The sequence below is a fragment of the Stutzerimonas sp. R40042 genome (assembly GCF_026642215.1).
Lineage (GTDB): Bacteria > Pseudomonadota > Gammaproteobacteria > Pseudomonadales > Pseudomonadaceae > Stutzerimonas > Stutzerimonas frequens.
This window is the reverse complement of the sequence record NZ_CP113258.1, coordinates 4,498,295-4,524,531: the sequence shown is the minus strand read 5'-3', so window position 1 is coordinate 4,524,531 and position 26,237 is coordinate 4,498,295. Positions and strand designations below refer to the sequence as shown.

Annotated in this window: 25 protein-coding genes and 1 tRNA gene; 3 read left to right on the top strand and 23 right to left on the bottom strand. The window is 64.0% G+C overall.

Annotated features, from left to right (window positions below):
* Positions 1–2: 2 nt before the first annotated feature.
* From tssA to OUY36_RS21140, 23 genes are all read right to left on the bottom strand, one after another.
* Positions 3–1,565, bottom strand: a complete 1,563-nt coding sequence (gene tssA, locus OUY36_RS21250) for a type VI secretion system protein TssA (RefSeq protein ID WP_267935943.1) — start codon at positions 1,563–1,565, stop codon at positions 3–5.
* A 380-nt stretch (positions 1,566–1,945) separates the two neighbouring features.
* Complete coding sequence (locus OUY36_RS21245; protein WP_267935940.1) at positions 1,946–2,848, bottom strand: D-hexose-6-phosphate mutarotase; 903 nt, start codon at positions 2,846–2,848, stop codon at positions 1,946–1,948.
* A 111-nt stretch (positions 2,849–2,959) separates the two neighbouring features.
* Complete coding sequence (locus OUY36_RS21240) at positions 2,960–3,649, bottom strand: ABC transporter permease (protein ID WP_063540141.1); 690 nt, start codon at positions 3,647–3,649, stop codon at positions 2,960–2,962.
* Entirely contained in the window at positions 3,646–4,341 is a 696-nt protein-coding gene (locus tag OUY36_RS21235; RefSeq protein ID WP_063540140.1) for an ABC transporter permease, read from the bottom strand. Before OUY36_RS21235 ends, OUY36_RS21240 begins: the two co-directional genes overlap by 4 nt.
* 63 nt (positions 4,342–4,404) lie before the next feature.
* On the bottom strand, positions 4,405–5,160 hold the full coding sequence (locus OUY36_RS21230; RefSeq protein WP_267935934.1) for an ABC transporter substrate-binding protein: 756 nt from the start codon (positions 5,158–5,160) through the stop codon (positions 4,405–4,407).
* Between the two features lie 14 nt (positions 5,161–5,174).
* Positions 5,175–5,948 (bottom strand): ABC transporter ATP-binding protein, encoded by a 774-nt coding sequence (locus OUY36_RS21225; RefSeq protein ID WP_102839004.1) that lies wholly within the window; start codon positions 5,946–5,948, stop codon positions 5,175–5,177.
* A gap of 290 nt (positions 5,949–6,238) precedes the next feature.
* A complete protein-coding gene (locus OUY36_RS21220; protein ID WP_267935930.1) occupies positions 6,239–8,296 on the bottom strand; it encodes a BCCT family transporter in 2,058 nt (685 codons plus the stop codon).
* Positions 8,297–8,449: 153 nt separating this feature from the next.
* Positions 8,450–9,214: a substrate-binding periplasmic protein gene (locus OUY36_RS21215; RefSeq protein WP_110778727.1), complete on the bottom strand. Its 765-nt coding sequence runs from the start codon at positions 9,212–9,214 to the stop codon at positions 8,450–8,452.
* Between the two features lie 88 nt (positions 9,215–9,302).
* A complete protein-coding gene (locus tag OUY36_RS21210) occupies positions 9,303–9,605 on the bottom strand; it encodes a DUF3325 domain-containing protein (RefSeq protein WP_063540135.1) in 303 nt (100 codons plus the stop codon).
* Positions 9,598–11,115: a PepSY-associated TM helix domain-containing protein gene (locus OUY36_RS21205; RefSeq protein WP_046617422.1), complete on the bottom strand. Its 1,518-nt coding sequence runs from the start codon at positions 11,113–11,115 to the stop codon at positions 9,598–9,600. Before OUY36_RS21205 ends, OUY36_RS21210 begins: the two co-directional genes overlap by 8 nt.
* Before the next feature lie 2 nt (positions 11,116–11,117).
* Positions 11,118–11,468: a hypothetical protein gene (locus tag OUY36_RS21200; protein WP_191121669.1), complete on the bottom strand. Its 351-nt coding sequence runs from the start codon at positions 11,466–11,468 to the stop codon at positions 11,118–11,120.
* Between the two features lie 3 nt (positions 11,469–11,471).
* Positions 11,472–13,604, bottom strand: coding sequence for a TonB-dependent receptor (locus tag OUY36_RS21195; protein WP_267935923.1), 2,133 nt, complete (start codon positions 13,602–13,604; stop codon positions 11,472–11,474).
* A 143-nt stretch (positions 13,605–13,747) separates the two neighbouring features.
* Positions 13,748–14,227 carry a thermonuclease family protein gene (locus tag OUY36_RS21190; protein ID WP_267938232.1) on the bottom strand — a complete coding sequence of 160 codons (480 nt, stop codon included), beginning with the start codon at positions 14,225–14,227 and terminating at the stop codon, positions 13,748–13,750.
* 152 nt (positions 14,228–14,379) lie between these two features.
* On the bottom strand, positions 14,380–15,159 hold the full coding sequence (locus tag OUY36_RS21185) for a substrate-binding periplasmic protein (protein ID WP_267935921.1): 780 nt from the start codon (positions 15,157–15,159) through the stop codon (positions 14,380–14,382).
* A 368-nt stretch (positions 15,160–15,527) separates the two neighbouring features.
* Positions 15,528–15,603: transfer RNA gene (locus tag OUY36_RS21180), tRNA-Phe, on the bottom strand.
* 92 nt (positions 15,604–15,695) lie between these two features.
* A complete protein-coding gene (locus OUY36_RS21175) occupies positions 15,696–15,968 on the bottom strand; it encodes an oxidative damage protection protein (protein WP_003280779.1) in 273 nt (90 codons plus the stop codon).
* Positions 15,965–17,032 carry an A/G-specific adenine glycosylase gene (mutY, locus tag OUY36_RS21170; protein WP_267935919.1) on the bottom strand — a complete coding sequence of 356 codons (1,068 nt, stop codon included), beginning with the start codon at positions 17,030–17,032 and terminating at the stop codon, positions 15,965–15,967. Before mutY ends, OUY36_RS21175 begins: the two co-directional genes overlap by 4 nt.
* Complete coding sequence (locus OUY36_RS21165; protein ID WP_267935916.1) at positions 17,029–19,251, bottom strand: AsmA family protein; 2,223 nt, start codon at positions 19,249–19,251, stop codon at positions 17,029–17,031. Before OUY36_RS21165 ends, mutY begins: the two co-directional genes overlap by 4 nt.
* 181 nt (positions 19,252–19,432) lie before the next feature.
* Entirely contained in the window at positions 19,433–19,831 is a 399-nt protein-coding gene (panM, locus tag OUY36_RS21160; RefSeq protein ID WP_267938230.1) for an aspartate 1-decarboxylase autocleavage activator PanM, read from the bottom strand.
* 88 nt (positions 19,832–19,919) lie between these two features.
* Positions 19,920–20,702: an ABC transporter ATP-binding protein gene (locus OUY36_RS21155; RefSeq protein ID WP_102838997.1), complete on the bottom strand. Its 783-nt coding sequence runs from the start codon at positions 20,700–20,702 to the stop codon at positions 19,920–19,922.
* Positions 20,703–20,713: 11 nt separating this feature from the next.
* Positions 20,714–21,583, bottom strand: coding sequence for a nitrate ABC transporter permease (gene ntrB / locus OUY36_RS21150; protein ID WP_110778734.1), 870 nt, complete (start codon positions 21,581–21,583; stop codon positions 20,714–20,716).
* A 26-nt stretch (positions 21,584–21,609) separates the two neighbouring features.
* On the bottom strand, positions 21,610–22,941 hold the full coding sequence (locus tag OUY36_RS21145; RefSeq protein ID WP_267935912.1) for a CmpA/NrtA family ABC transporter substrate-binding protein: 1,332 nt from the start codon (positions 22,939–22,941) through the stop codon (positions 21,610–21,612).
* A 357-nt stretch (positions 22,942–23,298) separates the two neighbouring features.
* Positions 23,299–24,597, bottom strand: a complete 1,299-nt coding sequence (locus tag OUY36_RS21140; RefSeq protein WP_267935910.1) for a nitrate regulatory protein — start codon at positions 24,595–24,597, stop codon at positions 23,299–23,301.
* 144 nt (positions 24,598–24,741) lie between these two features.
* Here OUY36_RS21140 and hisB point away from each other — a divergent pair, with 144 nt between their 5' ends.
* From hisB to OUY36_RS21125, 3 genes are read left to right on the top strand one after another with little or no spacing between them, the layout of a single operon-like run.
* On the top strand, positions 24,742–25,335 hold the full coding sequence (gene hisB, locus OUY36_RS21135; protein WP_063541086.1) for an imidazoleglycerol-phosphate dehydratase HisB: 594 nt from the start codon (positions 24,742–24,744) through the stop codon (positions 25,333–25,335).
* The gene (gene hisH, locus OUY36_RS21130; RefSeq protein ID WP_161611737.1) at positions 25,335–25,973 is read left to right on the top strand and encodes an imidazole glycerol phosphate synthase subunit HisH; all 639 of its coding nucleotides are present in this window, start codon (positions 25,335–25,337) and stop codon (positions 25,971–25,973) included. The genes hisB and hisH overlap by 1 nt, the downstream gene beginning before the upstream one ends.
* Positions 25,974–26,234 (top strand): DUF2164 domain-containing protein, encoded by a 261-nt coding sequence (locus OUY36_RS21125; RefSeq protein ID WP_014818632.1) that lies wholly within the window; start codon positions 25,974–25,976, stop codon positions 26,232–26,234.
* The last annotated feature ends 3 nt before the right edge of the window (positions 26,235–26,237 follow it).

Sequence of the window (26,237 nt, the reverse complement as noted above, 5' to 3'; positions counted from 1 at the left end):
GGTTAGTCCAGCACCACTTCGAGATCGAGGTGGCACAGCCTGCGGTAAATCTCATCCTTGCTTTCACGCACGGCGTGGTTCTGCGGCAGCAGCTCGCAACAGCTGTGCAGCAGGCGCAGTACCTCGAGGGCGAGATCGGGTTCCCAGCTGCCCAGGCCACTGGCCTCGAGCTGCTGGTCGAGTGCTTCGAGCTGGGTTTTGGCCAGCTCGTATTTCTTGGCCTGGTAGCACAGGCGGGCGAGGCTCAGCTGCCAGAAGAAGCGCTCGCGGCCGCCGCGGGCGCGAGCCAGGCCCTGCTTGAGCTGTTGCACGGCAGGCTTGAGGCCTTCTTTGCGCAACAGCGGAACGGCCTCTTGCAGCGCGAGCTCCCAGCTCGGTTGTGCGGTGCCGGTGACAGGCGGTTCTTCCTGTCTGGCGGCCGTGGCCGGCTGTACATGGGGCATGACCTGGCCGCTGATCCAGGCGCGGGTTTCGGCGTCGGCGAACGGGGTGCCGTCGTGAAAGTACAGCTCTTCCAGACGCGGTACGCGTTGTAGGAACAGCGCGAGCTGGATCTCGACTTCGGTCATGGCCTGCGCGGCGTCCAGCTCCTGCAGGCACTCCCAGGCCAGGCGCTGACCGTCCAGCCAGAACGGCGCGCGCGCGGTGCTGTTTTCCAGGTCCACCAGCAGGTCGGCGTACTGCCCCTGAGCGAAGCGTTCGCGGTAGCTGGCCAGCTTGTCGGCGGGTACGCCACGTAGCGCGGTGATCTGCTCGCTGTTGTGCTCGGGCAGGCTGTCGATGCTCAGCCAGAGCAGGGTTCGCGCCAGGCGCAGGGGGCGCAGATCGCTGGTGCGTTGCTTCAGCCACCAGGCGGTCAGCGGGCGTGCCTGTTCCTGCAGGTTGCGCACGGCCTTGAGCGCTTCCTTGTCGTTCTCGATCGGCGAGCCGGGGGCGAAGACCTGGCTGGCGACCTGCTTCACCTGGGCGATGGCTGCGCCTACTGTCCCGGGCTGCGGTTGCCCCGAGCTGGCGCGTTTGACCATGCCGTCGAGTTGGCGGCAAAGCGGCAACAGCAGCGGTGCGTCTTCGCCGAGATGACCGGACAGGCACTGCTCCAGCGCATGCAGTTGCTCGGCCAGGCTGCGGAACAGCGGCAGCTGTTCGCCGACCGGCACGTCTTCGGAAAAGGTCTGTTCCAGACGCGGCAGCAACCAGTTGATCGCGGCGGCGCGGGTGCGTGGCTTGCGTGGATGCAGTTCGGCCCAGTGATTGCTGCACAGGTACTGCAGCAAATTCAGCCCGGCCTGTAGTCCAGCGAAAGACTCGCGCTGGAACAGGCTCCAGGTCAGCCAGGCGGCGGCGCGCAGGTCCTTGGACAGCGAGGCGAGCAGCATCTCGCTGCCTTCGCGGACCTTCTGCCAGTCGATGCCGGTGGTCTGGTGCAATGCTCCGGCCTTGGCCAGTTCAGCCTCGAGCAATTCGAATTCGCTGCTGTAGCGAATATCGTCGCCAGCGAAATTGCTGTCATTGACCGGCTTTCTGGCAAGTTCCAGATAATGCTTGCTGAGTGCGCTGGCGTGCATTGGGTCTTCCGTGACGCTCAAGTTCGATCCGTGAACTTTGAAACTGCCGAATATTTAAGAGCGGCATGTTTCCGAGAAAGGAGGTGCGCAACTTCTTGCGCACTTTCCCTGCGCAACAAATTGCACAGGGCCTTATGGGGTGGGCATCCTAGACGGGGGGTATGCCTCATTCAAGGCGAGAAGTGTGATCTCTGTTGCAGTGGGAAATATTAGCCGGCAGCCGACGGAACTAATTCAAAACTGTCGGGAAATTTGCTTCTGCGATCTATTTGAACTTGTGCGAAATAGTCCAGTTGCATGTAAGTCATCACTTACATGCAACTATCTACTCGATCACAGAAAGATGATTGGCGCTGTTATAGCCGATCGTATTCGGCAATTCAGAGCGCGGGGATTGCGGTGACTGACACGCCCAACAGGTGCTGCTGGCCGGGCTGCAATACCACCACGTCGTCCAGCACGTTGGCCGTCTCGATGCAGGCCATGCGCTGCCAGGCGTCGTCGGCGAAGCTGGACAGGCGCTTGGCCTTGTCGATCCAGGGGTTCCACAGCACGGCGGAGCGCGAGCCGCGAGTGGTCAGCCGGATACTGCGTTTCCATGCCGGGTCGATGAGCTCCAGAGTTGTCGGCAGCTGCTGGTAGATGCGGTCGGTTTCGCCGTTGAACGCCAGGTCGCCGTCCTGCTGCCGGCACTGCTGCCAATCCAGCAGCGTATCGATGTAGGGGCAGCCGGCCAGGCCTTCGACGCGGACCTGATGGATGTCGCTGACGGCGAAGTAGCTGTGCAGGGCCTGGCTGATGGTGACTGCCTCCGTGCCGACGTTGCGGCTGCTGAGGCTGAGCTCCAGCTCGTCGGCCAGGCGGATCTGCAGTGTCAGTTCGACCCGGTGCGGCCAGCCCGGCAGTGCGCCGAGCGCCTGCGGCAAGTGGAACTCGAGAATCGCCGTATCGCCTTCGCCGCGCTGCTCCCGCAATTGCCAGGGCAGGGCGCGCACCAGGCCGTGGAAGGGCGCGGGTTGCTCGCCGTGGTAGCTCGCCTGGATCTCTTGTGGGTTGCGCGCCAGATCGCCGAACCATGGCCAGCACACGGGTACGCCACCGCGTACCGATTGGCCCTGCTGAAAGGCGGCCTCCTCGCTGAGCCAGATGATCGGCGGCGCATCGCCCTGGCGATAGCTGAGGATCTGCGCGCCCTGTTCGGCGATCAGCAGTTCGTCCTCACCGCGGCGTACTCGCCAGCAGGCGAGCTGGTTCATTTCGATGCGTTGGATATCGACAGGCATGGGGAATCTCGTAAGGGTTCGGGATCTGCGTCTGACCGCAGAGTGACGGCGGGATTCAGCCGGAGCGGTCAAAGGGTCACTGCCTCCTTGCGCAAGGAGGCAGTGCGGGAGTCAGCGGCCCTGGCAGGCGTCGACCCGCAGCCAGCGTTCCAGCAGCTTGAAGCCCTGCATCAGGATGAAGGCAATCAGCAGGTAGATAAGGCCGGCAGTGAGGAACATTTCCTCGTGCAGGTAGGTACGTGCGGCGATCTTGCGTGCCATGCCGGTCAGTTCCAGCAGCGTGATGGTGCTGGCCAGGGCGCTGGCCTTGAGCATCAGGATCACTTCGTTGCTGTAGGCCGGCAGGCCGATGCGGGTCGCACGCGGCAGGATGATGTGCAGCAGCGCCTGCGCGCGTGACATGCCCAGCGCGCGGGCGGCTTCGACTTCGCCGTGAGGCACGTTCTGGATCGCGCCGCGGATGATCTCGGCGATATAGGCGGCGGTGTGCAGGGTCATGGTGATGATCGCGCACCAGTACGGGTCACGCAGATACGGCCAGAGCGCACTCTGGCGCACCACCTCGAACTGCGCCATGCCGTAGTAGACCAGGAACAGTTGCACCAGCAGTGGTGTGCCACGGAAGAAGAAAATGTAGCCATAAGGCAGCGCGCGCACCGCCAGATGCCGGGAGGAGCGGGCAATGCCCAGCGGCACGGCGAGGATCAGCCCGGCGACGACCGAAACGCCGACCAGTTGCAGAGTCAGCCAGGCGCCTTCTATGAAGCTCGGCAGCCACTTGATGAAGATTTCCCAGGTCATGCTGCGCTCCGCACGAAGCCGCGGCCGGCACGTTTTTCGAGGAAGTGCATACCGATCATGGCGACGATGGTCAGGCACAGGTAGATGAAGGCGGCCACGAGGAAGAAGGTGAAAGGCTCCTTGCTGGCGGTCACCGCGATTTGCGAGCGGCGCATGATTTCCTCCAGGCCGATCACCGAAACCAGCGCGGTGTCCTTCATCAGGATCATGAACAGGTTGCCCAGACCCGGCAGGGCCAGGCGCCACATCTGCGGCAGGATCAGCCGCAGGAAGATGCGCCGCTTGCCCAGCCCTAGGGCCAGGCCAGCCTCGCGGTGACCCTTGGGAATGGCTAGCAGCGCGCCGCGGAAGACCTCGGTCGCATAGGCGCCGAAGCACAGGCCGAGGGCGATGGTGCCGGCGGCGAACGGGCTGAGCGCCAGGTTCTCGATGCCGAACAACTCGCCGATACCGCGAATCAGGCTGATGGTGCCGAAGTAGATCAGCAGCACCCAGAGCAGTTCAGGGACACCGCGCACGATGGTCGAGTAGGTGCCGCCGAGCCAGCGCAGCGCGCTGTAGGGCGAGGTTTTGGCGAGGGCGCCGAGCAGGCCGAGCACCAGCCCCAGCGCCAGGGAGGCGAGGGCCAGTTGGATGGTCATCCAGGTGCCGGCAATGAGCGCCGGACCGAATCCGTGAAGGTCAGGAATCATAGAAGCTCAAACACCAAAGCCCGGTCGGCCAGTTTCAGGCGACCGGGCTTCGGCTCGGTTGGATCAGTAAATGCTGAACGGGAAGTACTTGTCGTTGATCTGCTTGTAGGTGCCGTCGGTGATGATCTCGGCCAGCGCCTTGTTCAGCTTCTCGCGCAGCTCGTCGTTACCCTTGCGCACGGCGATGGCGATCTTGTCGTCATCGAACACCGGCTCGCCCTTGAACTCGAAGTCCTTGCCGGCATCGCTCTTGAGCCATTCCCACTGCACGAAGGTGTCGGCCAGGATGCCGTCGACGCGGCCGGAGGCCAGGTCCAGATAGGCGTTCTCCTGGGTGTCATAGAGCTTGATATCGACCACGCCGTCCAGGTTGTCTTCCAGCCAGGTGCCAGCGATGGTTGCGCGCTGCGCGCCGATGACCTTGCCGTCCAGATAGTCTTTGTCGGTCTTGAACTCGACGCCCTTCGGCGCCACGAACTGCAGCTTGTTGGTGTAGTAGTGATCGGTGAAATCGACGGCGTTCTTGCGCTCTTCGGTCACCGACATCGAGGCGGCGAGGAAATCGAACTTGCCGGCGTTCAACGCCGGGATGATGCCGTCCCAGTCGGAGGTGACCACTTCGCACTCGGTTTGCATCTTGGCGCAAAGGGCGTGGGCGATGTCGAGGTCGAAGCCGACCACCTTGCCGCTGGCATCGATCAGGTTGAAGGGCGGGTAGGCGCCTTCGGTACCAATCCGTAGTTTTTCCGCGGCGAATGCCTGGGTGCCGATGATCAGCGAGGCAGCAGCGGTCAGCAGGATCTTCTTATAGCTCTTCATGCGGTGTTGCTCCATTAGCGATGGCTGGACATGAATTGTTTACAGCGCGCCGATTGAGGGTTGTCAAATACCTGCTCGGGCGTCCCCTGCTCCTCGACCAGACCCTGGTGGAGGAACACCACTTCGCTGGAAACCTGCTTGGCGAAATTCATTTCGTGGGTGACGAGCAGCATAGTCCGGCCTTCCTCGGCGAGCGACCGGATCACTGCAAGCACTTCTTGTACCATTTCCGGATCCAGCGCCGAGGTGGGTTCGTCGAACAGGATTACCTTGGGCTGCATCGCCAGCGTGCGAGCGATCGCCGCGCGCTGCTGCTGACCGCCGGAAAGCTGGTTGGGATAGACGTGGCGTTTGTCGGCGATGCCGACCTTGGCCAGCAGCGCCTCGGCCACCTCGGTGGCTTCGGCCTTGCTCTGGCCGAGCACGCGGCGCGGCGCCTCGATGATGTTGTCGAGGATGGTCATGTGCGGCCAGAGGTTGAAATTCTGGAACACGAAGCCCAGCTCGCTGCGAACCCGGTTGAGCTGCTTGCCGTCAGCGGCAATCAGATCACCCTGCTTGTCGCGCTTGAGCTTGAGCTGCTCGCCGGCCACCAGGATTTCACCCTCATTGGGGTTTTCCAGGAGGTTGATGCAGCGCAGGAAGGTGGACTTGCCGGAGCCTGAAGAGCCGAGGATGGAAATCACGTCGCCGTCACGGGCGGTCAGCGAAATGCCTTTGAGAACTTCCAGGTCGCCGTAGCGCTTGTGCAGGTTGCGGATTTCCAGTGCAGGGATGGCCTCGGCCATGAGGGGTCCTCTTTCGGAACGGCGATGGCCGCCATGGTCCGGATATTCTGTTGGTGCGCTCCAGGCGAACTGCTCGCCTTCCTGGCGAGGCGCAAACCTAGCATGCACCGCGGCATGCGCCAAGCGCGATGCGGCGTTGAGCGATGTGACCGTTCGGTCACATTTTGCCGGCCAACAATGCGCCCCTGGCTATATAGATGAAGTCTATGCCGTTTGCGCAGGTGCGCTCCGCTGCCCGGCGCAAACGGCAGCTCGGTCCGCTTGGCTGCGGCCTGAGGCTGCCACCGCGCTCAGCCTGCTTCCGGCTTCGGTGAGTCTTGATCGTCGGAGAGCATTTCATCGTGCTCGGCCATTTTCCACGGCAAGCTCCCCGGCGAGATGTGCAGGAAGTGCAGGTACTTCTCGAACTGATCGAGTATGTCGCTGATGATGTCCGCCTGGTCGTATCCGTAGACGTCGTAATGCTGGCCGCCGCGGCGCAGGAACACTTCGGCGCGGTAGTACTGCTCGTCGGCCTCCGGACCTTCGGTCAGGGCGAAGGCCGGCATGGCATAACCGACCGCGCGGATCTCGTAGATGAAGTCCACCTGGTCATCCTTGATGACCTCCATGTAGAGCCGCGAATGGGCTTCATCGGTGTGCACTTCGGCTGCCCATTCCTGGCCACTGAGCTCGCGTTGTACGCGGCGCATGGCCTTGAGCACCGTGGTGTTCATGAAGCCGTCGACCTCCTCCCGGTTGGGAAAGCTGACCAAACCGGCCAGGCGCTTCTTCCACAACCCAGGGCCGGCGTTGCTGGCCAGGCGGCTGCTCTGCATATGGCTTTGCAGACTGGTTTCGTGGTGGCCTTCGATCACCAGTGCGCGCCACATGCCCAGCGCGGCGATCATCATGATGATCGCGAAAGGCAGCGCGCTGGCGATGGTCATGGTCTGCAGCGCACTGAGGCCGCCAGCCAGCAGCAGGGTGGATGCGACTACGCCCTCGATGCTGGCCCAGAACACCCGCTGCCACACCGGCGTGTGCAGCGCGCCGCCTGCGGCCAGCGAGTCGATGACAAGGGAGCCGGAATCCGACGAGGTGACGAAGAAGGTGATGATCAGCACCACCGCCAGGAACGAGGCGATGGATGTCATCGGCAGCAGTTCGAACAGTTTGAACAGCGCGATGGCGTTGTCCGCCTGCACATCGCCGATCAGCGAGGTGTAGCCCTCGACCATGATCATGTGCAGTGCGGTATCGCCGAACACCGAGAACCAGAGGAAGGTGAAGATGGTCGGCACGAACATCACGCCGAAGACGAACTGGCGGATGGTCCGACCACGGCTGATCTTGGCGATGAACAGCCCGACGAACGGCGACCAGGCGATGGTCCAACCGAAGATGAACAGGGTCCAGTTGCCGATCCAGTCGCTGCGGCTGTAGGCCTGCAGGTTGAAGGTGCGCTCGATGATGTTGTTCAGGTAGCTGCCGGTGTTCTGCAGGAAGGTTTCGAGAATGAAGATGCTCGGGCCGGCCAGAAACACGAAGAGCATCAGGCCGATCGCCAGGATCATGTTCAGCAGCGACAGGTTCTTCACACCCTTGTCCAGCCCGGCAACCACCGAACAGATCGCCATTGCGGTAATGATCGCGATGGCGATGATCTGCACGTTGATGCTGATCGGTATCGACGGCCAGAGGTAGTTGATGCCCGCGTTGATCTGGGTGACGGACAGGCCCAGGGTGGTGGCGATACCGAACAGCGTGCCGAGAATCGCGAAGACATCCACCACATGGCCGATCGGCCCGTGGATGCGCTCGCCGATGATCGGGTACAGCGCCGAGCGCATCGACAGCGGCAGGCCGTGGCGGAACGAGAAGTACGCCAGTACCAGACCGGTCAGGCCGTAGATGGCCCAGATATGAAAGCCCCAGTGGAAGAAGGCGATCTGCATGGCCTGCTTGGCCGCGTCGACGGTTTCCCCCGCACCGGCGGGCGGCGAAGCATAGTGCAGTACGGGTTCGGCCACGCCGAAGAACAACAGGGCGATGCCGTAGCCGGCGGAAAAGAGCATGGCGAACCAGGCCGGGAAGCTGTACTGCGGCTCGGCGTGATCCGGACCCAGCTTGATGTTGCCCCAGGGCGTCATGGCGATGCCGACGATGAACACCAGGAAAAAGGCCACCGAGAGCATGTAGAACCAGCCGAAATTGGCAGTGATGAAGGCCAGCGTCGAGCTGAACACCTCACCGGCCAGTTCCGGGTTGCTGATCGTGCCGATCACCAGCAGGAGCGTGACGATCACGGCTGGGATGAACACGGGGAAGAGAATGATGGCCTTGGGCAATTTCCTGGCGGCATCCATGGGCGGTCAGCCTCCGTTATGAGCGGGTGATGAGCGGGATGTACGCGGCGAGACTTCGGATTTGCCCGAACGCTGCCTTCTGGTAGACGGCTCGAAGCGCCGAATGATTCAGCGAAATGTGAGAAAGGATTCCGCTCCGGTGTAGCGAAGCGTCTAGAAAGCCGGCTCCAGCCCGTGATGGCGCAGAATCGTGGCGATGCTCCCCTCGTCGATCAGCACCTCCAGCGCATCGTTGAAGCGGGCAAACTCGGCTTCGCTGACCACCGCTCGAGACAGCCCGATAGCGTAGGAGACGGCCTGCAGCTCGCCGGCTTCGTGGATGTCGAGCAGCCTTTCCTGGTCGATCAGGTGCCAGGCGACGTCCTGATTGACCACTGCGACGCCCTGTTCGCCGAACCTGCCGGCTTCCAGCATGCGCAGCAGCCGCCGATTGTCGGCCTTCAGGATCAGTGTCACGTCGCTGACCTCGGCCAGGTGCTGGCCGAGCACGAACGAGGTACCTGACGGCCCGTAGACGGCGACGCTGCGCCCGGCCAGGTCCTGCGGGCGGTGGAAAACGAAGCGGCTGCTCGAGCGGGCATAGACGCCATAGCGTGAGGTGACCAGCATGCGGGTGAGGTGAAAGGCGCGCTCGCGCTCCGGCGAGCGAATCACGGTGAATATGCCGTCCACCTCGCCCATTTCGGCCAGCGCCAGTGCACGGCGCCACGGCAGCAGCTGCACCGGGCAGTCGACTCCCATCCGCGCACAGACGGCTTCGACGATCTCGACGAAAGGCCCGGCCGCACGGTCCTCGGTCGCTGTGGCTGATGCATAGGTGAACGGCGGAAAATCCTCGGTAACGAAGCGCAGCTCATCGGCCTGGCAATTGCCCATGAGTGCCAGGCCGGCGGCTATCGCAATCCATCGAGTGGGCATGCTGCAAGCTCCAGGCGATCGGCAGAGCGGCAATACGCTCCACGCCCTTGCAGGCTAGCTTGTCGCCGTCCTCGGCGCGACCCTGGAATCAGGGCAGCCAGCGCAGCAAGCCCGGTCGCCAGGTGAGGGTAAGGGTGACCGCTATAGCGGCGGCCGCCATCAGCAAGAACCAGAGCAGTACAGCGAAGCCTGGCCCCTCCACCGTCATCAGGGCCGTGGGCGCGCCGGCGAAGGAAATCGCGGCGACACTGCGGCGTAGCCATCGCTCGCGTGCGGGCGCCGGTGCCGCTGATCGCCAGACCTTCTGGCGATGAGATTGCTGCAGCAGCGCGAGCTGGGCGAACGCCAGGTAGCACAGGATAAAGACGCCCAGCTGCATGACTTCAGCCATTGGCAATGCCCCGGTTCAGGCGTCGTGCCGTAGCCAGCGCCAGCAGCGCCAGCAACATGAGCAACAGGTCCATCCCGGCAACCGCATCGCGCCCTTGCTGCAGGCTGTGCAGCAGATGATCGCCGGTGGTCAGCCAGTTCAGCAGCACTGCCGTCGGTGCGGCGACGCCGATGGCCAGCAATTGTCCGTGCCAGGCACCCGCGCCACGAATCAGCGCATGGACCAGGGTCGACGCCCAGATCAGAAAGAACGCCCAGCCCTCGAGGGCGGCGCGGTCTATCTCGAAGCGGCCGAGGTCGGCCGGCAACGCGCGATTGGCGATGAAGAAGCCAAGCGTGGCGAGGATCAGACCGCTGCAGCTGCAAACACAGATCGCGTCCAGCAGGTGCGCGCCGGTATGCCCGTTCCGCTGGTGTCGGGCGCGGCGGGCGCCGGTCCAGAACAGCAGCCCGGTGGCGATCATTACCCAGCCGGACAACCCGCCCAGAAAATACAGCCAGCGCAGCGTCCAGTGTTCGAACTGAACGAAATGCAGGCCGCTGAAGAATCGCTGGATGGCGGCTACCGGCCCGGTCCGGTGATCAAGCAGGAGGGCTCCGCTGCTGCCGTCGAAGGTCATGCGATCGACGTTCATGGTCACCTGGCGGGCAAAGCTGCGGCGAACCTCCACGTATGCCTGGGTGTCTCCGGGATGCCATACCCGCAGCATGTAGGGCTCATCACTCCAGGCTTCGCGGGCACGGTCGCGCATGGCGTCCAGCGAAGCCAGCGTCGCGGGCTCGGCGGATGGCTGCCGTGTGTAGTTGCCGAATGCCTCGGTGCTGAAGGCAGCCGAATTACCGGGGTAGATTCGTTCGATGACCGTCGGAAAGTAGATGGCAAAGAAGATGATCAGACCGGATAGGCTGATCAGAAAGTGAAACGGCAATGCGACGACGCCAGTCAGGTTGTGCAGATCCAGCGTCGCGCGTTGCGTGCTCTTGTGCGGCCTGAAGGTGAAGAACTCGCGAATAATCTTGCGATGGATCACCACGCCGGACACCAGCAACAGCAGCATGCCCATGCCGGCGATGCCCAGCAGCCAGTAGCCGACATTGCGCCAGCGCAGATGCAGGCTGTAGTGGAACGGAAAGAGGAACCCGGTGGCAGCCCAGCTGCCATGGTCCGGTAGTAGCTCGCCGTTGGCAGGATCGATGAAGCGACGCGTCGATACGCCCTCGGCATTCGGGAACTCCAGCTGGATGACCGGTGTGCGCTCGCTGGGCAGGGTGATGCTCCAGCGCCCAGCCGTGCCGGCCAGCCGCTGGGCGTGCGGCACGACCAGGCGATCCAGGGAAAGGTCGACAGGTGGTGAGCCGAGCCGCGTCGAAGGCAGCATCCAGCGGTCGATCTCGCGATCGAAGACCACCAGGCTGCCGGACCAGAAAACCGCCAGCAGCAGGCCGCCGAGCAGCACGCCGGCCCAGGTGTGCAGCCAGCTCAGCGAAGCACGAAATCCGTTCCCGGGCATCGTCAACCTGCACCAGTGATAAGCGGCAGCGATGCCGGCGGGCCGAGCTGCAGCGCCAGGTCGCTGGCGATGCCAAGCAGCAAGAGCAGGCACAATCGCCACAGCCGTGGTTCGACGAACGCCCAGAGCAGCAGGCCGAGGTAGATGACGAAACCCAGCATGCAGGCGATCAACACCGCCTCGTGGCTGGCCAGCTCGATTAGCTGCACCAACAACCGAGCGCTGACCGAAACCAGCGCTACGGTACAGGCGAAGCCGCCGCCGATGCCGGCAAGAACCCGCAGCGCGAGACTGGCGTGGTGGCGCCAGTCCATCTGGTGCTGTTGCCGCCCCTGCTTGGCCGCTGAGTGCATGTCTTAGAAGCTGACCTGATAGCCAAGGGTGAACGTCCGTCCACGACCATTGAAGACGCGCCCATTGCGGGTTGCGGGTGCGCCGGTGTTGGCGGCCTGCGAGTAGTAGGTCAGGTAGTCCTCGTTGAACAGGTTCTCGATCCCCAGGCGGGCTTCGCCGACCGGCAGGCGATAACCGAGCGAGGCATCGACCAGGGTGTAGCCGTCGAAATCCAGGTCCGGCTGGTCAAAGCCCCGGCTGGCATAGTGGTTGGCCTGCAGCAGGCTGTGCAGCTTGTCGTTCCAGTTGGCCTGCCAGCTGATGCCGTAACGATCCGGAGAGATGTTCGCGCCATCGAGGTCGGTATCGACCTTGCCGTCGTCGTCGGTGTCGGACTGGCCGTTGACCTGCGCATACATCAGCTTCAGCCGGTGCGCCTCGTTGATCTGCCAGCCGCCGGTGAACTCGATGCCATCGATCTCGGTGCGCTCGCGGCGTACCTGGTAGACCCCGCCCACGCTGTCCAGGCGCGAGCCGAGGTCGGCATCCGACTCGTAGTAACTGATCTCCGCGTCGAACGGTCCGTGATTCAGGCGAAGGCCGATCTCGCGGTTCTCGGTAACCACCGGTTGCAGGTCGAGGAAGTTGTCGACGCTGGTCCCCGGCGTGCCGATGCCCCGCAGCACGCGACCGACATCCGGCATGCCGAATCCTTCCGAGTAGTTGGCGAACAGCTGCGCCCAGTCATTCATCTGCCAGACCAGGCCGGCGTTATAGAGCGTTTCCTCGAAGGTCGGGTTGCCGCCTTCCACATCGACACTGCCCACCGGTTTGGTCGAGGCAATGGTGCGGAAGCTGTCGACGTCGAGGTCGGCGAATTCATGCCGCACACCGGCATGCAAGGTCAGCTGGTCGAGCGCGCGGATCTCGGCCTGGAGGAACGGCGCATAGTTGCGGAACACCGTTTCTGGCACCCATTCCCGATCAGTGAGAATCAGCTGCTGGCTGGTGGTGTCCTGCAGCACATCGAGTCCGCCGGTGAGCATCAGGCGGTTGTCGAGCATGCCATCGCGGCTGATCGTCAGCTTGCCGCCGATCTTGTCCGACTCGTTCTGCGACTGATCGAACAGCGTTCCCGCCGGCGCGATGCTGGGGTCCTGGAAGGTGCCATTGGTGCCGCCACCGAAGCGGCCGCGGAATCGCTGGGTATAGAGCTGCAGGCCCAGTTCGTTGCCATACAGATCGGCATGTTTGTAGGACAGGCTGGTCGCGAGCACTTCGTTCTGCGGTGCCTTGCCCTGCGGGTCGCCTTTGCGCGAGGTCGCGGGAATCTCCGCGTCGGCGTCACCCGGTACGTTGACGTACTCGTGATCGCCTTCGACTTCGTAGCGATTGATCATCAAACCGATGTTCTGATTGTCGTCCAGCCAGTAACCGAGCTTGAGCAGCAGATCGGTGCCGGTCGAATCCATGACGTCGCCCTGGGTGTCATCAACGCCGATCAGATCGCCGTTGGCATCGTAGAACATGCCCTGGGTCTGCCAGCTGGCGGCGGCGAGGTAATCGAGATCGCCCTGGGTACCTTCCACCCGGTAATCGAGCTTGTAGCCCAGGCCTTCGGACTCGTAGTCGGTGGGTGCGGTGAAGCTGACGCCCGCGTGCTGACGCAGCGCGCCGCTTTCCGGACGGCGGGTGACATAGTTGATGATGCCGCCGGTGGCGCCCAGGCCGTGCTCGGCGCTGGCGCCGTGGATCACCTCGATGCGCTCGACCATCGACAGGTCGATCACATATCCGTCACGCTGGCTGTCGCGCAGCGGCGTGGACTGTGGCACGCCGTCGATGAGGATCAGTGCCGAGCGGCCGCGAAAGGTCTCGCCGGCGCTGCTCATCTTCTGCCGGCTTGGCGAGTAGGAGGGGATCAGGTTGCTCAGGATCGCGCCATGGTCCGAGGTGATCGCCAGTTGCTGCTCGATTTGCTCGCGGCTGATCACCGTGATTTTCTGTGGCGTCTTGCCCGCTTCGCTTCTGGCCCGTGTCGCACTGATCGTGACTGCTTCGAGCTCCGTCGCTTCATCCGCCGCGGTGGCAGGTAGGGGCGAGAGGGCAAGGGTTGCAAGAGAGATAGACAAGCACAGGCTGGTTCTGCGAAACACGTGAAGCTCCCGGTGTTGGATTTGTTCAGGGAGCGCGAATGTAAACTAAATGTAAATTACTTTCATTAAGCTTTGTCTGTTTTTCGCCTGTTTTGGTCGTTCCACCCGTTGCCCGCTGAGCTGAGCTGAGCGTGCGGGTTGGGTCAGCGACTTTTGCGCATCTGCTCGCGCCATTCCCATGGTGGTTGCTGTTCGGTCTTGTGCAACGACCACAGGCCGCGCCGGAACTCTCGGGCGACCGCCTCCAGGTCGAGCAGCCTGCGGTCGTCCAGGCGAGCGCGATACGCCCAGGCGGCGCCCGCCCTGACCATTTCCGAATTGAGGTCGATATTGCCAACGCCGACTCGCGCCAGGGTCCGCCCAAGGCCATCGCGGCCCTTGACCTCGAGCGTCACGTTCTTGCCGAAGATGTGGTCGGAGAGCGCTTGCCGGGCCTGGCTGCCGTAGGGTTGCTTGAGTTCCGGGGCGTCGATCTCCGCCAGCCGAACCCGGAGTCGTTCGCCCGCGTTGGTCCGGCAGCTGAAGGTATTGCCGTCTGCGATGCCGATCACCCGGCAATCGAACGACTCGGCAGAGGCAGGCATGGCAGTGGCGAGCAAGGCGGCAAGCAGGTAGCGCAGCATGAGGGCGTCCATGCGGTTCGGGCGGGCGAGGGTAACAGGCTGGTCGCTGCCCTGATCGGCGCCAGGTCTCAGATGGTCCGTCTGCGTTGGCGAAATGGCGGCCGCATGGCGAGAAATGCGCCGAGCCGCCGCTTGCCAGGCGTGCGCAATGCTCAGAAGGCGGCTTCGAGTTGGTGCCGGCGCAGGATATTCGGCACCGTGCCATCGGCTATTGCGGAGTCTAGCGCCTGCTCGAACGCTTCGAATTGTGCCTGGCTCACCGTCTTGCGCGAGAGGCCGATGCCATAGCGGATCGGACCCATCTCGCCGGCCTCACGCACTCCGGCGAGGCGCTCTTGCTCGATCAGATGCCAGGCGACATCCTGATTGAGCACCGCCAGGCCGTCCACGCCGAAGCGTCCGGACTGCAGCATGCGCAAGAGTCGCCGGTTGTCGGTAGTCAGATGTAGGTGTACGTCTGGCACCGACTTGAGGCGCTCGGACAGCACATAGGAGGTACCGGACGGACCATAGACGCCAACCAGTCGCCCCGCCATATCGCTTGGTTGGTTGAAGACGAAGCTGCTCTCGGTCTGGGCGAAAACACTGTAGCGAGAAGTGACCAGCATCCGGCTGATGTGGAACATCTGCTCGCGTTGCGGTGAGGGTGTGAGCGTGAATATTCCGTCCACCTGGCCCTGTTCGGCCAGACGGAATGCGCGCTGCCAGGGGTACAGGGTGATCGTGCACTGGTGCTGCAGGCGCGCGCAGATCGCATGTACCACCTCCACGAATGGGCCGGCTGCGCCAACGCCTGTGGTTTCGCTGGGCGGGGCGCCGGCCGGATAGGTGAACGGCGGGAAGTCCTCGGTCACGAAACGCCACTGCGCGGCGCCGGCCGGAGCGGCGTTTGACAATAGCCATATCAGCAGAATCGAGATAATCCTGTGCACCGTTCGGCTCCTTGCGCTGTACAGCATTCCTTGGCAGTTCGACGCGGCCAGGCAACATCCCGCTCAGGCCCGCCCAGTTAAACACCAGCCTAGCGCAGCATGAAGTAGGAGCAATGAAGGGAATGCAGGACTGCTGGCCCTGCGCAGCTTGCCTGCGGCTATGCCCTCGCGGTGCGGCGTGGGTGCCGTTCGGTATCCGAGCTTCAGTCAGCGGGTGGCTTGGGGGAGATCGCAGAATGCAGGCGATGCTGGGCGGGTGCTTCCGTGTGAATGCCGTCAAGGCCGTTCCAGCGCGCGCCGCCGGCAAAAATCACAGGCAATAAAAAACCCCAAGGAAATTAATTTCGCTTGGGGTTTCTCGGTATTAGTGGTGCCCAGGGACGGAATCGAACCGCCGACACGGGGATTTTCAATCCCCTGCTCTACCGACTGAGCTACCTGGGCAACGGGGCGCTATTAGACGGATTTGGCTTTTGCCTGTCAAGCGTGGTCCGGAAAAATATTTAATCCGGACGGGCGCTTAGCGCAGCCGACGGTCATTCGCTCGGCGGCACGTAGCCTTCAGCCTTGGCGTAATCTTCGCCGGAGAAAAACTTGTCCATCTCGCCCTGAAGGAACTTGCGATCTTCGGCGTTCATCATGTTCAGCCGGCGTTCGTTGATCAGCATGGTCTGGTGCTTCTGCCAGTCGTCCCAGGCCTGCTTGGAAATGTTGTTGTAGATGTCCTCGCCTTTCTGGCCTGGAAACGGCGGGCGCTCGAGGCCGGGGAGTTCTTCGTTGTACTTGCGGCAGTTCACGGTGCGGGTCATGAGGTTTCTCCTGCATTCAATTCAGCGGCGGCGCGCTTGAGCAGTGTCTTTACCGGCGCGGCAAGGCCGAGGCGCGGCGGGGTGGCGAGGTTATACCAGAGCCAGTCCGCCTCGGCCACGGCGCCGGGGGCGGACTTGACCCTGATCAGCCAGGGCTCGATGGCCAGCTGAAAATGGCTGAAGGTGTGGGTCAGGCCTGGCAGCTCGCGGCGCTCCTCGAGCTGCAGGGCATGCCGCTCAGCCAAAGGGTCAAGAGCGGCGAGGTCGTCCAGCTCCGGCAGACTCCAGAGCCCGCCCCACAGGCCCGTCGACGGGCGGCGGTAGAGCAGGATGGCACCGTCGCGATTGGCCAGCAGCGGCATCAGCGTGCGTTTTTGCGGCAGCGCCTTGCGTGGCTTGGGCACCGGGAAGTCGGTTTCGCGTCCGAGCAGGTGGGCGCGGCAGCCGTCCTTGAGCGGGCAGAGCAGGCAGCTCGGGCGGCTGCGCGTGCACAGCGTGGCACCGAGATCCATCATCGCCTGGGTGTAATGGTTGACCCGCTGCTGCGGGGTGAAGCGCTCGGCCACCTCCCACAGCTGGCGGGCCACCTTCGGGTCGCCGGGATAACCGTCCTGGGCGACGTAGCGGGCCAGCACGCGCTTGACGTTGCCGTCGAGGATCGGTGCGCGCAGGCCCAGGCTGATGCTGGCGATGGCGCCGGCCGTGGAGCGGCCGATGCCCGGCAGTTCTGCGAGCTTGTCGACGTCCGCAGGAAATATGCCGTCGTATTCGGCGACGATAACTTTCGCAGTCTTGTGCAGATTGCGTGCGCGACTGTAGTAACCCAGGCCGGTCCACAGGTGCAGGACTTCATCTTCCTCGGCCTTGGCGAGTGCCTCGACGCTGGGCAGCGCGTCCATGAAGCGGTCGAAGTAGCCGAGCACAGTGCTGACTTGGGTCTGCTGCAGCATGATCTCCGACACCCATACTCGGTACGGCGTGATGTTCTGTTGCCAGGGCAGATCCTTGCGACCGTGGCGGTCGAACCAGTCGAGGACCGCCGCGCCGAACTGCTCCGGACTCATCGGTTGAACAGGCCTTTGAGCGCGTCCTTGAGCTCCGGGCTGACCTTGTCGCCGAGCTTCTCTTCGATCTTTTCGTTGAGCTTCTCGCCGGCCAGTCGCGCAGCTACCTTGCCCAGCGCGTCCTTGTCGAAGCGGCAGGCCTTGGCGCCCAGCTCCAGCGGGCCACGGCAGCGCAGCGGCCATTCGATACCGACGTAGCGCTCGTTGACCTGGCAGGCCGGGTCCGGCATTGCGCCTTTGTCGCCCTCGATGACGATACCGACGCGATAGTCCATGCCCAGCACGCGCAGGTCGACATCGCCGTTGCCATTGACTGTGAGCCCGGGGATGCTGGCCTTGAGGTCGGGGTTGCTGGCTACGCCATTGCGTAGCGTCAGGTTGCCCTTGAGTTCACGGAACGGCGTGTCCTTGCTGCGTGGCTCGCTGGTCAGCGGCTTGCGATTGAGCGTGGCGATGGCGCGGCAGAGCTGCTGCTCGAGGTTGGCATCGACCAGCACGCCGTTGTCGATGATGAAACCGACCTTGCCATTGAGATTGTCGATCCAGGCCTTCTGGCTGTTGCCCTGAGTGCGTAGGTCGGCATCCAGGTTCAGCAGGCCCTTGACCACCACCTCTTCGCCCTGGCTTTCCAGCAGGCGCTCGATCGGCACACCGTTGAGGCGGTTTTGCACCGTCAGCAATGGCAGGGCCGGGCGCACGTCGAGGCTGGCCGAGCCGTCCAGGCGGCCGCCATACAGTCCGCCGCGCAGCTCCTGCAGGGTCAGCTGACTATTGCGGGCGCGGGCCTTGAGGTTGAAGCCCTCGAGCGGCAACTGCATGACGGTGAGGCTGCCGATGGCCAGATTGATCTCGCTGTCGAGCTTGCGCAGCTGATCCAGCGGCAGCACCGAGGCCTCGCTCCAGGCCTGCTGGGTCGGCGCATTGGGCAGCGGCGTGCTGCCACTGCCGACCGCGGCGGCCTGGGTGCTCTTCACTTCGCTCTTGCGTGCGGCGCCGGCCGGCTCGTCCTTGCTTGGCGGCGGCAGATAGCGGTCGAGATCCAGCCGATCACCCTTGAGATCGACGCGCAGCGCCTGGCGCGCGAAGTCGCTGATAGCGATGCGACCGGTGAAGGTGCTGTCGTCGAGCTTGAGGGTCAGCTCTTCCAGCGCGAGGCTGTTCGCCGTGCCGCTCAGACGACTGACCAGTTCGGCCTTGCTCAGTGCGGCAGCGTCAGCCATGGCCGGCAGCTGCTGGCCGGTGCCCTGGAGGAACTCACGCAGGTTGAACTGCGCGACGGTCAGGGCGCCGCTGATCTTCGGTTCCTTGTCCAGGTCGCGCGCCTTCAGCTCGCCCAGCCCGCGCAACTGGTTGGCGGTGAACTTGAGGCTGTTCCATTCGGCGATCTGCGCGGCGAGATCGACCAGCAGCTGGCCCTGAGCGCTGAAGGTCAGGGTCTGGCCTTGCAACGGCTCACCGGAAGCCTCCCCGGACAGGCGCATGTCTTCGAACTGGTAGCGCTTGAGCTGGTTGTCGAAACGCAGCGCGCCCTGCAGCTCGGTGCGCGCGCGCATCACCGGCTTGTTGCTGCCGAAGAAGGCGTTGAGTTTGAGTGGGATTGGGCTTCCTTCGCGGATCGCGCCGGTCGTGAGTTCGATGCTTTCGGCGCTGTACTGCTGGCCGGTCTTGGCGTCGTGGTAGGTCACGCGGGCATCGCTGACGGTCAGGCTGTCGATATCCAGGGTGAGCGGCTTGCGCGCAGGCGGTGCGTCTTCGCGCTGTTCGGCTTGCGGCTCGGCAGCTTCCGGGGGCTCGCCGGCCGGTTCGCTGCGAGCGGCCGGCTGGCCGACGCCTTCCCAGTTGCCGCGGCCCTGTTCGTCACGGCTCAGGGTCAGGTTGAGGCCGTTGACGGTGATATCGCTCATCTGCACTTCGCGGCTCAGCAGCGGCATTACCCGCACCGACAGGCCGAGCATGCGCAGGTCGGCGAACGGCTGCTCGGGGGTCTGCGCGCTGGCCAGGGTGGTTTCGTGCAGCTCCAGGCCGAGCCAGGGGAACAGGCTCCAGCCGATGTCGCCCTTGATGTCCAGTTCGAGGCCGGCCTTGCTGCGTGCCAGGTCGCGGATCTCGTCCTTGTAGTCGTTGGGATCGAATAGGTGGGTCAGGGCGAAGCCCGCCGCCACGACGATCAGCAACAGCCCGAGAAAGACCAGACCCAGGATTTTGCCGAGCGATTTCATGGACGAGTCCTTGTAGATGAACGATCTGAAAAGTGCCGAGTATAGCCCCGTGCCTGCACTTGTCGGGAACGCGGTCGGCGTTGGAGTGCCGACGGGGGTGCGGGTTCCACAGCTGGCCGCGGCGGGGTAAGCATGCCCTGCTGCGGATCAGGCAGGGCGTAGGGGATATCGCGTGGGCGACTTAGAGCGAATCCAGCGGCAGATGCGTACGCGCGGCCAGGGCGCTGGCTTCCAGATGACCTGCCGGTGCCGCCAGGCGCAACGGCTTGCCGGCTTCGCTGGCCTGGCGCTGGGTCTCTTCCAGCAGGCGGCGGCCGACACCGCGTTTGCGGGTGACTTTGCGCACGCACAGGTGTGACAGACGCCAGGCCTGGTCGCCGCGCTGCAGCAGGGCGGCGCCGAGCAGACGGTCATTGAAGCGCCCGGCGATCAGACTGCCATCAGCCAGCGCCGCCTCAATCAGCGCGTCGGCGCTGGCATAGGGCGTCAGCAGCCATTCGGGTGCATCGGCGTAGATTTTCGCCAGATCGGTTAAATCCTGCGGGCTGGGCTGGGTGACGGATTCGACGTAGACGGGCATGGCGACCTTGCGACGGCTGGGCGGAATGCCGGCAAGCATACGCCGAACCGCCGCCAGCGCACGAGACGCCGGCGGTGGGCACATGCGCTCAGTGCAAGCGATGGCGCTCGTGGAGAAAGCTCAGCACCGCGCGGCGGTAGTGGTTGTACTCGGGGTCGTCGGCCAGGGCGATGCGGTCGCGCGGGCGCGGCAGTTTCACTTCGAGAATCTCGCCGATGGTCGCCGAGGGGCCGTTGGTCATCATCACGATGCGGTCGGAGAGCAGCACGGCTTCGTCAACGTCGTGGGTGATCATCATCATGGTGTTGCCCAGGTCCTTCTGGATCTTCATCACCTCGTCCTGCAGATGCGCGCGGGTCAGCGCATCCAGCGCGCCGAACGGTTCGTCGAGCAGCAGCACCTTGGGCTTCATCGCCAGCGCGCGGGCGATGCCGACGCGCTGTTTCATGCCGCCGGAAATTTCCTGCGGATATTTGTTCAGCGCGTGGCCCATGTTCACCAGCGCCAGGTTGTGCTCGATCCAGTCGCGCCGTTCGCGCTTGCCCATGCTGCGCTTGAACAGCTTGTTCACCGCCACTTCGACGTTCTCGTAGACGGTCAGCCAGGGCAGCAGCGAGTGGTTCTGGAACACCATACTGCGGTCCGGGCCGGGACCGCGGACTTCCTTGCCGTCGAGAATCACGCCGCCGAGGCTGGGGTCGAGCAGCCCGGCGACGATGTTCAGCACTGTCGACTTGCCGCAGCCGGAGTGGCCGATGATGGAGATGAACTCGCCCTTGGCGATGTTCAGGTTGATGTCCTTGAGCACCTGCGAGGCGAGGTTGCCGCGCACGAAACTCTTGTCCAGGTGTTCGATGGAGAGATAGCTCATGGCGTTGCTCCTCAGTTGGCCGGAATGCCGCGGGTGATGCGCTGGCCGACGAAGGCCACCAGGCGATCGAGCACGAAGCCGACCACGCCGATGTAGACGAGCGCGAGGATGATGTCGCTGATGCGCGAGGCGTTCCACGCATCCCAGATGAAGAAGCCGATGCCGACGCCGCCGATGAGCATCTCCGCAGCGATGATCGCCAGCCACGACAGCCCGACGCCGATGCGCAGGCCGGTGAAGATGTACGGCGCGGCAGCCGGCAGCATGATGGTCTTGAAGTACTCGAAGCCGTTGAGCTGCAGCACCTGGGCGACGTTGCGGTAGTCCTGCGGGATGTTGCGGATGCCTACCGCGGTATTGATGATGATCGGCCAGATCGCGGTGATGAAGATGACGAACAGCGCCGAGGGATGGCTGTCCTGGAAGCCCGCCAGCGACAGCGGCAGCCAGGCCAGTGGTGGGACGGTGCGCAGCACCTGGAAGATCGGATCGAGGCCGCGCATGGCCCAGTCCGACTGGCCGATCAGCACGCCGAGGCCGACGCCGGCGACCACCGCCAGCAGATAGCCGACCGCCACCCGTTCGAGGCTGGCCAGCAGTTGCCAGGCCAGGCCCACGTCATTGCCGCCGTTGTCGTAGAACGGATCGACGATCAGCTCCCAGGTCTCGGCGATCACCTGCGACGGCGGCGGCAGCGCGGCATCGGCGCCGGAGCAGAGCATCTCCCAGATCACGCCGAGCAGCAGCAGGATCACCAGCGGCGGTACCAGCTGCTGCAGTGCGTAGCGGCCGCTACGCCGAGCCAGTGTGGCGAGCCGCGATGGGCGGACGATGGACACCGGCTCGGCGCTGGCGGGCTGCAGTTTGACGTTGGCATTCATGGGCTTTTCCTCGCGGGTTGCGGTTATCAGGCCATGGCCTTGATGGTCAGGCTGTCCAGGTAGGCTTGCGGGTTCTCCGGGTCGAACAGCTTGCCGTCGAAGAACTTCTCCACGCCGCGGGAGGTGGAGGTCGGGATCAGTTCGGCGGGCAGGTTCAGCTCGCCGGCGGCGGCGCGCCAGATGTCTTCGCGGTTGACCTTGGCGATCAGCGCCTGGCTGTCGAAGTCGGCCGGCAGGTAGCCCCAGCGCTTGTTCTCGGTGAGGAACCAGAGGTCGTGGCTCTGGAACGGGTAGGAGGCGTGGTCGTCCCAGTAGCGCATCTGCTCGGGATGGTTCTCGATCACTTTGCCGGTGCCGTAGGCGAAGCTGCCCTTCATGCGGTCGACGATGTCCTTGTAGGGTGCGCCGATCCACTTGCGCTGCGAGCAGATCTTCGCCACTTCCTCCTTGTTCTCCGGCTTCTCGCAGAACTGCTGGGCTTCCATGATCGCCATGGTCAGCGCCTTGGCCGCGTTGGGGTTGGCCGCCACGTAGTCGCTGCGCAGGGCGAAGGCCTTTTCCGGGTGGTTGTGCCACAGCTCGCCGGTGGTGTTGGCGGTGTAGCCGATCTTCTGGTTGATCAGCTGCGCGTTCCACGGCTCGCAGACGCAGAAGGTGTCCATGCTGCCGACCTTCATGTTGGCGACCATCTGTGCCGGCGGCACGACGATGGTGTTGATGTCGGCGTTCGGGTCGATGCCGCCGGCCGCCAGCCAGTAGCGCATCCACAGGTCATGGGTGCCGCCGGGGAAGGTCATCGCCGCACTGACCTTCTTGCCGCTGGCCTTCTTCGCCTCCAGCGCGGCCTTGAATGGCGTGCTGTCGAGGCCGATCTTCAGGTCGCGATACTCCTCGCCGACCGAGATGCACTGGCCGGACAGGTTCAGTCGCGCCAGGATCGACATGGGCACCGGCTGGTTGTTCGGCGTGACGATGCCGGCGCTGATCAGGTAGGGCATCGGTGTGAGGATGTGCGCGCCGTCGATGCCGTTCTTCGCCGAGCCGAGTACCAGGTTGTCGCGGGTGGTGCCCCATGACGACTGCTTGAGCACCTCGACCTCGGTCATCCCGTACTTGGCGAAGAAGCCCTTCTCGGCGGCGACGAACAACGGCGCGGCGTCGGTCAGGGCGATGAAGCCGAGCTTGGCCTTGGTGGTTTCCACGTCACCGCCCGCGGCCCAGGCGGCCGAACGCATGCCCAGGGACATGCCGCCGAACAGGGCGACGCCGCTGGCGGCGATGATCGAATGCTTGAGAAAGCTGCGGCGCGAGGCCAGCGTTACGCTGCTGGGCTGGTCGTTGTTCGGCTTGTCGGTCATGGTCCGTTTTCCTTTGGGCGAAAAAAAACGGCGCCACACCACCCGGCTGAAGCCGGAGAGCGTGGACACCGTTGTCCTGATGAGGAGTTGTGAAAGCCGAAAGATCCGGCCTTGCCTGGTCTTTGCGAAAGCTGTGCCAGAACTGCTCGGGCGGCACCGGGCGGGTCCGGGCGCGGCATCGAATCACCCGATGGCTTCCATCAAATCAAGCACTTGCGCCGGCGCCACAGACAGGCCGCGACCAGCTCGGTGATTGGTGCGCTCGAGATGAGTTGTGCGTGGCGATTCTGCGGGGCTGGCTGCGCATGCACATTCGAGGGGCAGGGAGGCTGGTCCGATGGCGCGGCGTGCCTGTTTTCAGTGCCTGGAACGCTGGCCCAGGGTGCGCGCCGGGGCGCGCTCGGCCGCCGGCTGTGCCAGTGACAGCAGGCGCTGGGCGACCTCCTCCAGGCGCAGGCCCTGATTCATTGCCGCCTGACGCAGCCAGCTATAGGCCTCGCCTTCGGAGAAGCCCTGCTGGCGCATGAGCTGCTGCTTGGCCCGCTCCACCTGTTTGCGCTCGTCCAGCGCCTGACGCGCCTCGCGCAATTCTTCATTGAGGCCCTGCAGGCGTACGCTCTGGGTCAGCAGCAGCTCCAGGGTCGAGCGCGCCACCATCGCGGTCATGCCGTCCGGCGGCGGCGCGTCGAGATCGCTGGCCTGCACACTGAACAGCTTGGCCTGCTCGGCGGCGGCGTGCATGTCGGCGATGCCGTCGAGCAGCTTGCGATGGCTCTGCAGGTCCTTGCGAATTCGCTCGATGCTGTATCGGCACTGTTGCAACAGATCCTGCTCCAGGCGCGTCTCGACCTGCTTCATCGCATCGATGCGTTGCGTGTGCAGCTCGAACCAGAGCTCGCACAGCTGCGGTTCGACCGCCGCGCCGGGGCTGGTACGGCGGGCGATGTCACGCAGGCGGCAGGCGTTGATGTTCGTCTCGCTGGCGCACAGCGCTTGCCATAGCGTTTGCGCCGCCGGGCTGGCGAAGCGGCTGAAGGTGGCGAAGCAGCGCTCCTGGCCTTCGAGCAGGTGCTCCAGGCGCTCCAGCATGTCCGCACGGAAATAGCCGCTGGCGAAGCCGACCACACCTAGCGCGCGCTCCTGGCCGGCCAGTTCCTTGCCTTGCATGAAATTGAACAGTGCCACCAGGCAGCGCGTGATGTCCGGGTCGCCGGCGGTGTCGGCCGCTTCGAACACCACCGCCAGCAGCCCGCCGATCAGCCGCACCAGTGTCGCCGTGGCGTCCTGCATGCCGATGGCGTGCTCGCGGATGCGCCGGCGTAATGCGGGCAACTCGTCGAGGCTGTGCAGGGCATAGGCGATGCGGGTGAACAGGCGGGTCTTGTCGGCACTGCTGACGGCGTCCAGATCGATGCGATCCAGATCCAGGCGCACGTCGCGTTCCAGCGCCTCGGCTTCCAGGCTGAGCACGTCCAGCTGCTGGCGCTGATGGGCGGCGTTGCCGCTGAGGTAGATGTTAGAGTAGCCGCGCTCCTTCTGCAGTGCGTGTACCAGCTGGCTGATGCGGGTGACCAGTTTGCAGGTGCGCGCTAGATCTTCCAGGCCGAGCAGTTCGCTGCGCCGGGACGCCAGCATGAAGCGCAAGGTCGCAGGCATTTTCCGTCCGTGCATGGGCGGCATCTCCGCGGGTTGACGCGCAGGTTCCTGCAAGATGCAGTCCAGTAAGCCCGGCGCGTATCCGTGCTGCGGCGTTTGCGCCTATAATGTGCCCCTTTTCGCCCACGATCAGCGGAGCTGTTGATGTCCGAACGTACGGCTTACGTAGAGCGCAACACCCTGGAAACCCAGGTCAAGGTCACCATCAATCTGGATGGCACCGGCAAGGCGCGCTTCGCCATCGGCGTGCCCTTCCTCGAGCACATGCTCGACCAGATCGCCCGTCACGGGCTGATCGACCTGGATATCGAGTGCAACGGCGACCTGCACATCGACGACCACCACACCGTCGAGGACGTCGGCATTACCCTCGGCCAGGCCTTTGCCAAGGCGATCGGCGACAAGAAGGGCATGACCCGCTACGGGCATTCCTACGTGCCGCTGGACGAGGCGCTGTCGCGCGTGGTGATCGACTTCTCCGGGCGTCCCGGTCTGACCATGAACGTGCCCTACACCCGCGCGGTGGTCGGCAAGTTCGACGTCGACCTGTTCCAGGAATTCTTCCAGGGCTTCGTCAATCACGCCCTGGTCACCCTGCACATCGACAACCTGCGCGGCACCAACACCCACCACCAGATCGAAACCGTGTTCAAGGCCTTCGGTCGTGCACTGCGCATGGCTGTCGAACTCGATCCGCGCATGGCCGGGCAGATGCCGTCCACCAAAGGGTGCCTGTGATGCAGACTGTCGCCGTCATCGACTACGGCATGGGCAACCTGCACTCGGTGGCCAAGGCCCTCGAGCACGTCGGCGCCGGCAGGGTGCTGGTGACCAGCGATGCGCAGGTCATTCGTGAGGCCGACCGCGTGGTGTTTCCCGGTGTCGGCGCGATTCGCGACTGCATGGCCGAGATCCGCCGGCTGGGCTTCGATGAATTGGTTCGCGAAGTCAGCCAGGATCGCCCGTTCCTCGGTATCTGCGTCGGCATGCAGGCCCTCATGGAGCGCAGCGAGGAGAACGACGGCGTCGACTGCATCGGCCTGTTTCCCGGTCAGGTGCGCTTCTTCGGCAAGGATCTGCACGAGGACGGCGAGCACCTGAAGGTGCCGCACATGGGCTGGAACGAGGTCAAGCAGGCGGTCGACCACCCGCTCTGGCACGCGATTCCGGACAATGGGCGCTTCTATTTCGTGCACAGCTACTACATCGAGGCCGGCAATCCGCGCCAGGTGGTAGGTCGCGGCCATTACGGCAAGGACTTCGCCGCGGCGCTGGCTGATGGCTCGCGCTTCGCTGTGCAATTCCACCCGGAGAAGAGCCACACCCACGGGCTGCAGTTGCTGCAGAACTTCGCCGCCTGGGATGGCCGCTGGTAAATGAGCCGGGCCAAGCTCAAGCCGCCGGTCCTGACGCTGGATGCCGCTCAGGAGCAGGCGGCGCAACAGGTCATCAAGCGCTTTCTGGAAGAGCGTTTCGAACTCGAGCTGGGCTCGTTCGAGGCGCAGGAAGTGCTCGATCTGTTCGCCCGGGAAATCGCGCCGCTGTATTACAACAAGGCGATCTTCGACGTGCAGAGCCACCTGAAGGAGCGGTTCGAGAGCATCGAAAGCGACTTGTGGGCGCTCGAGAAGAGCTGACCC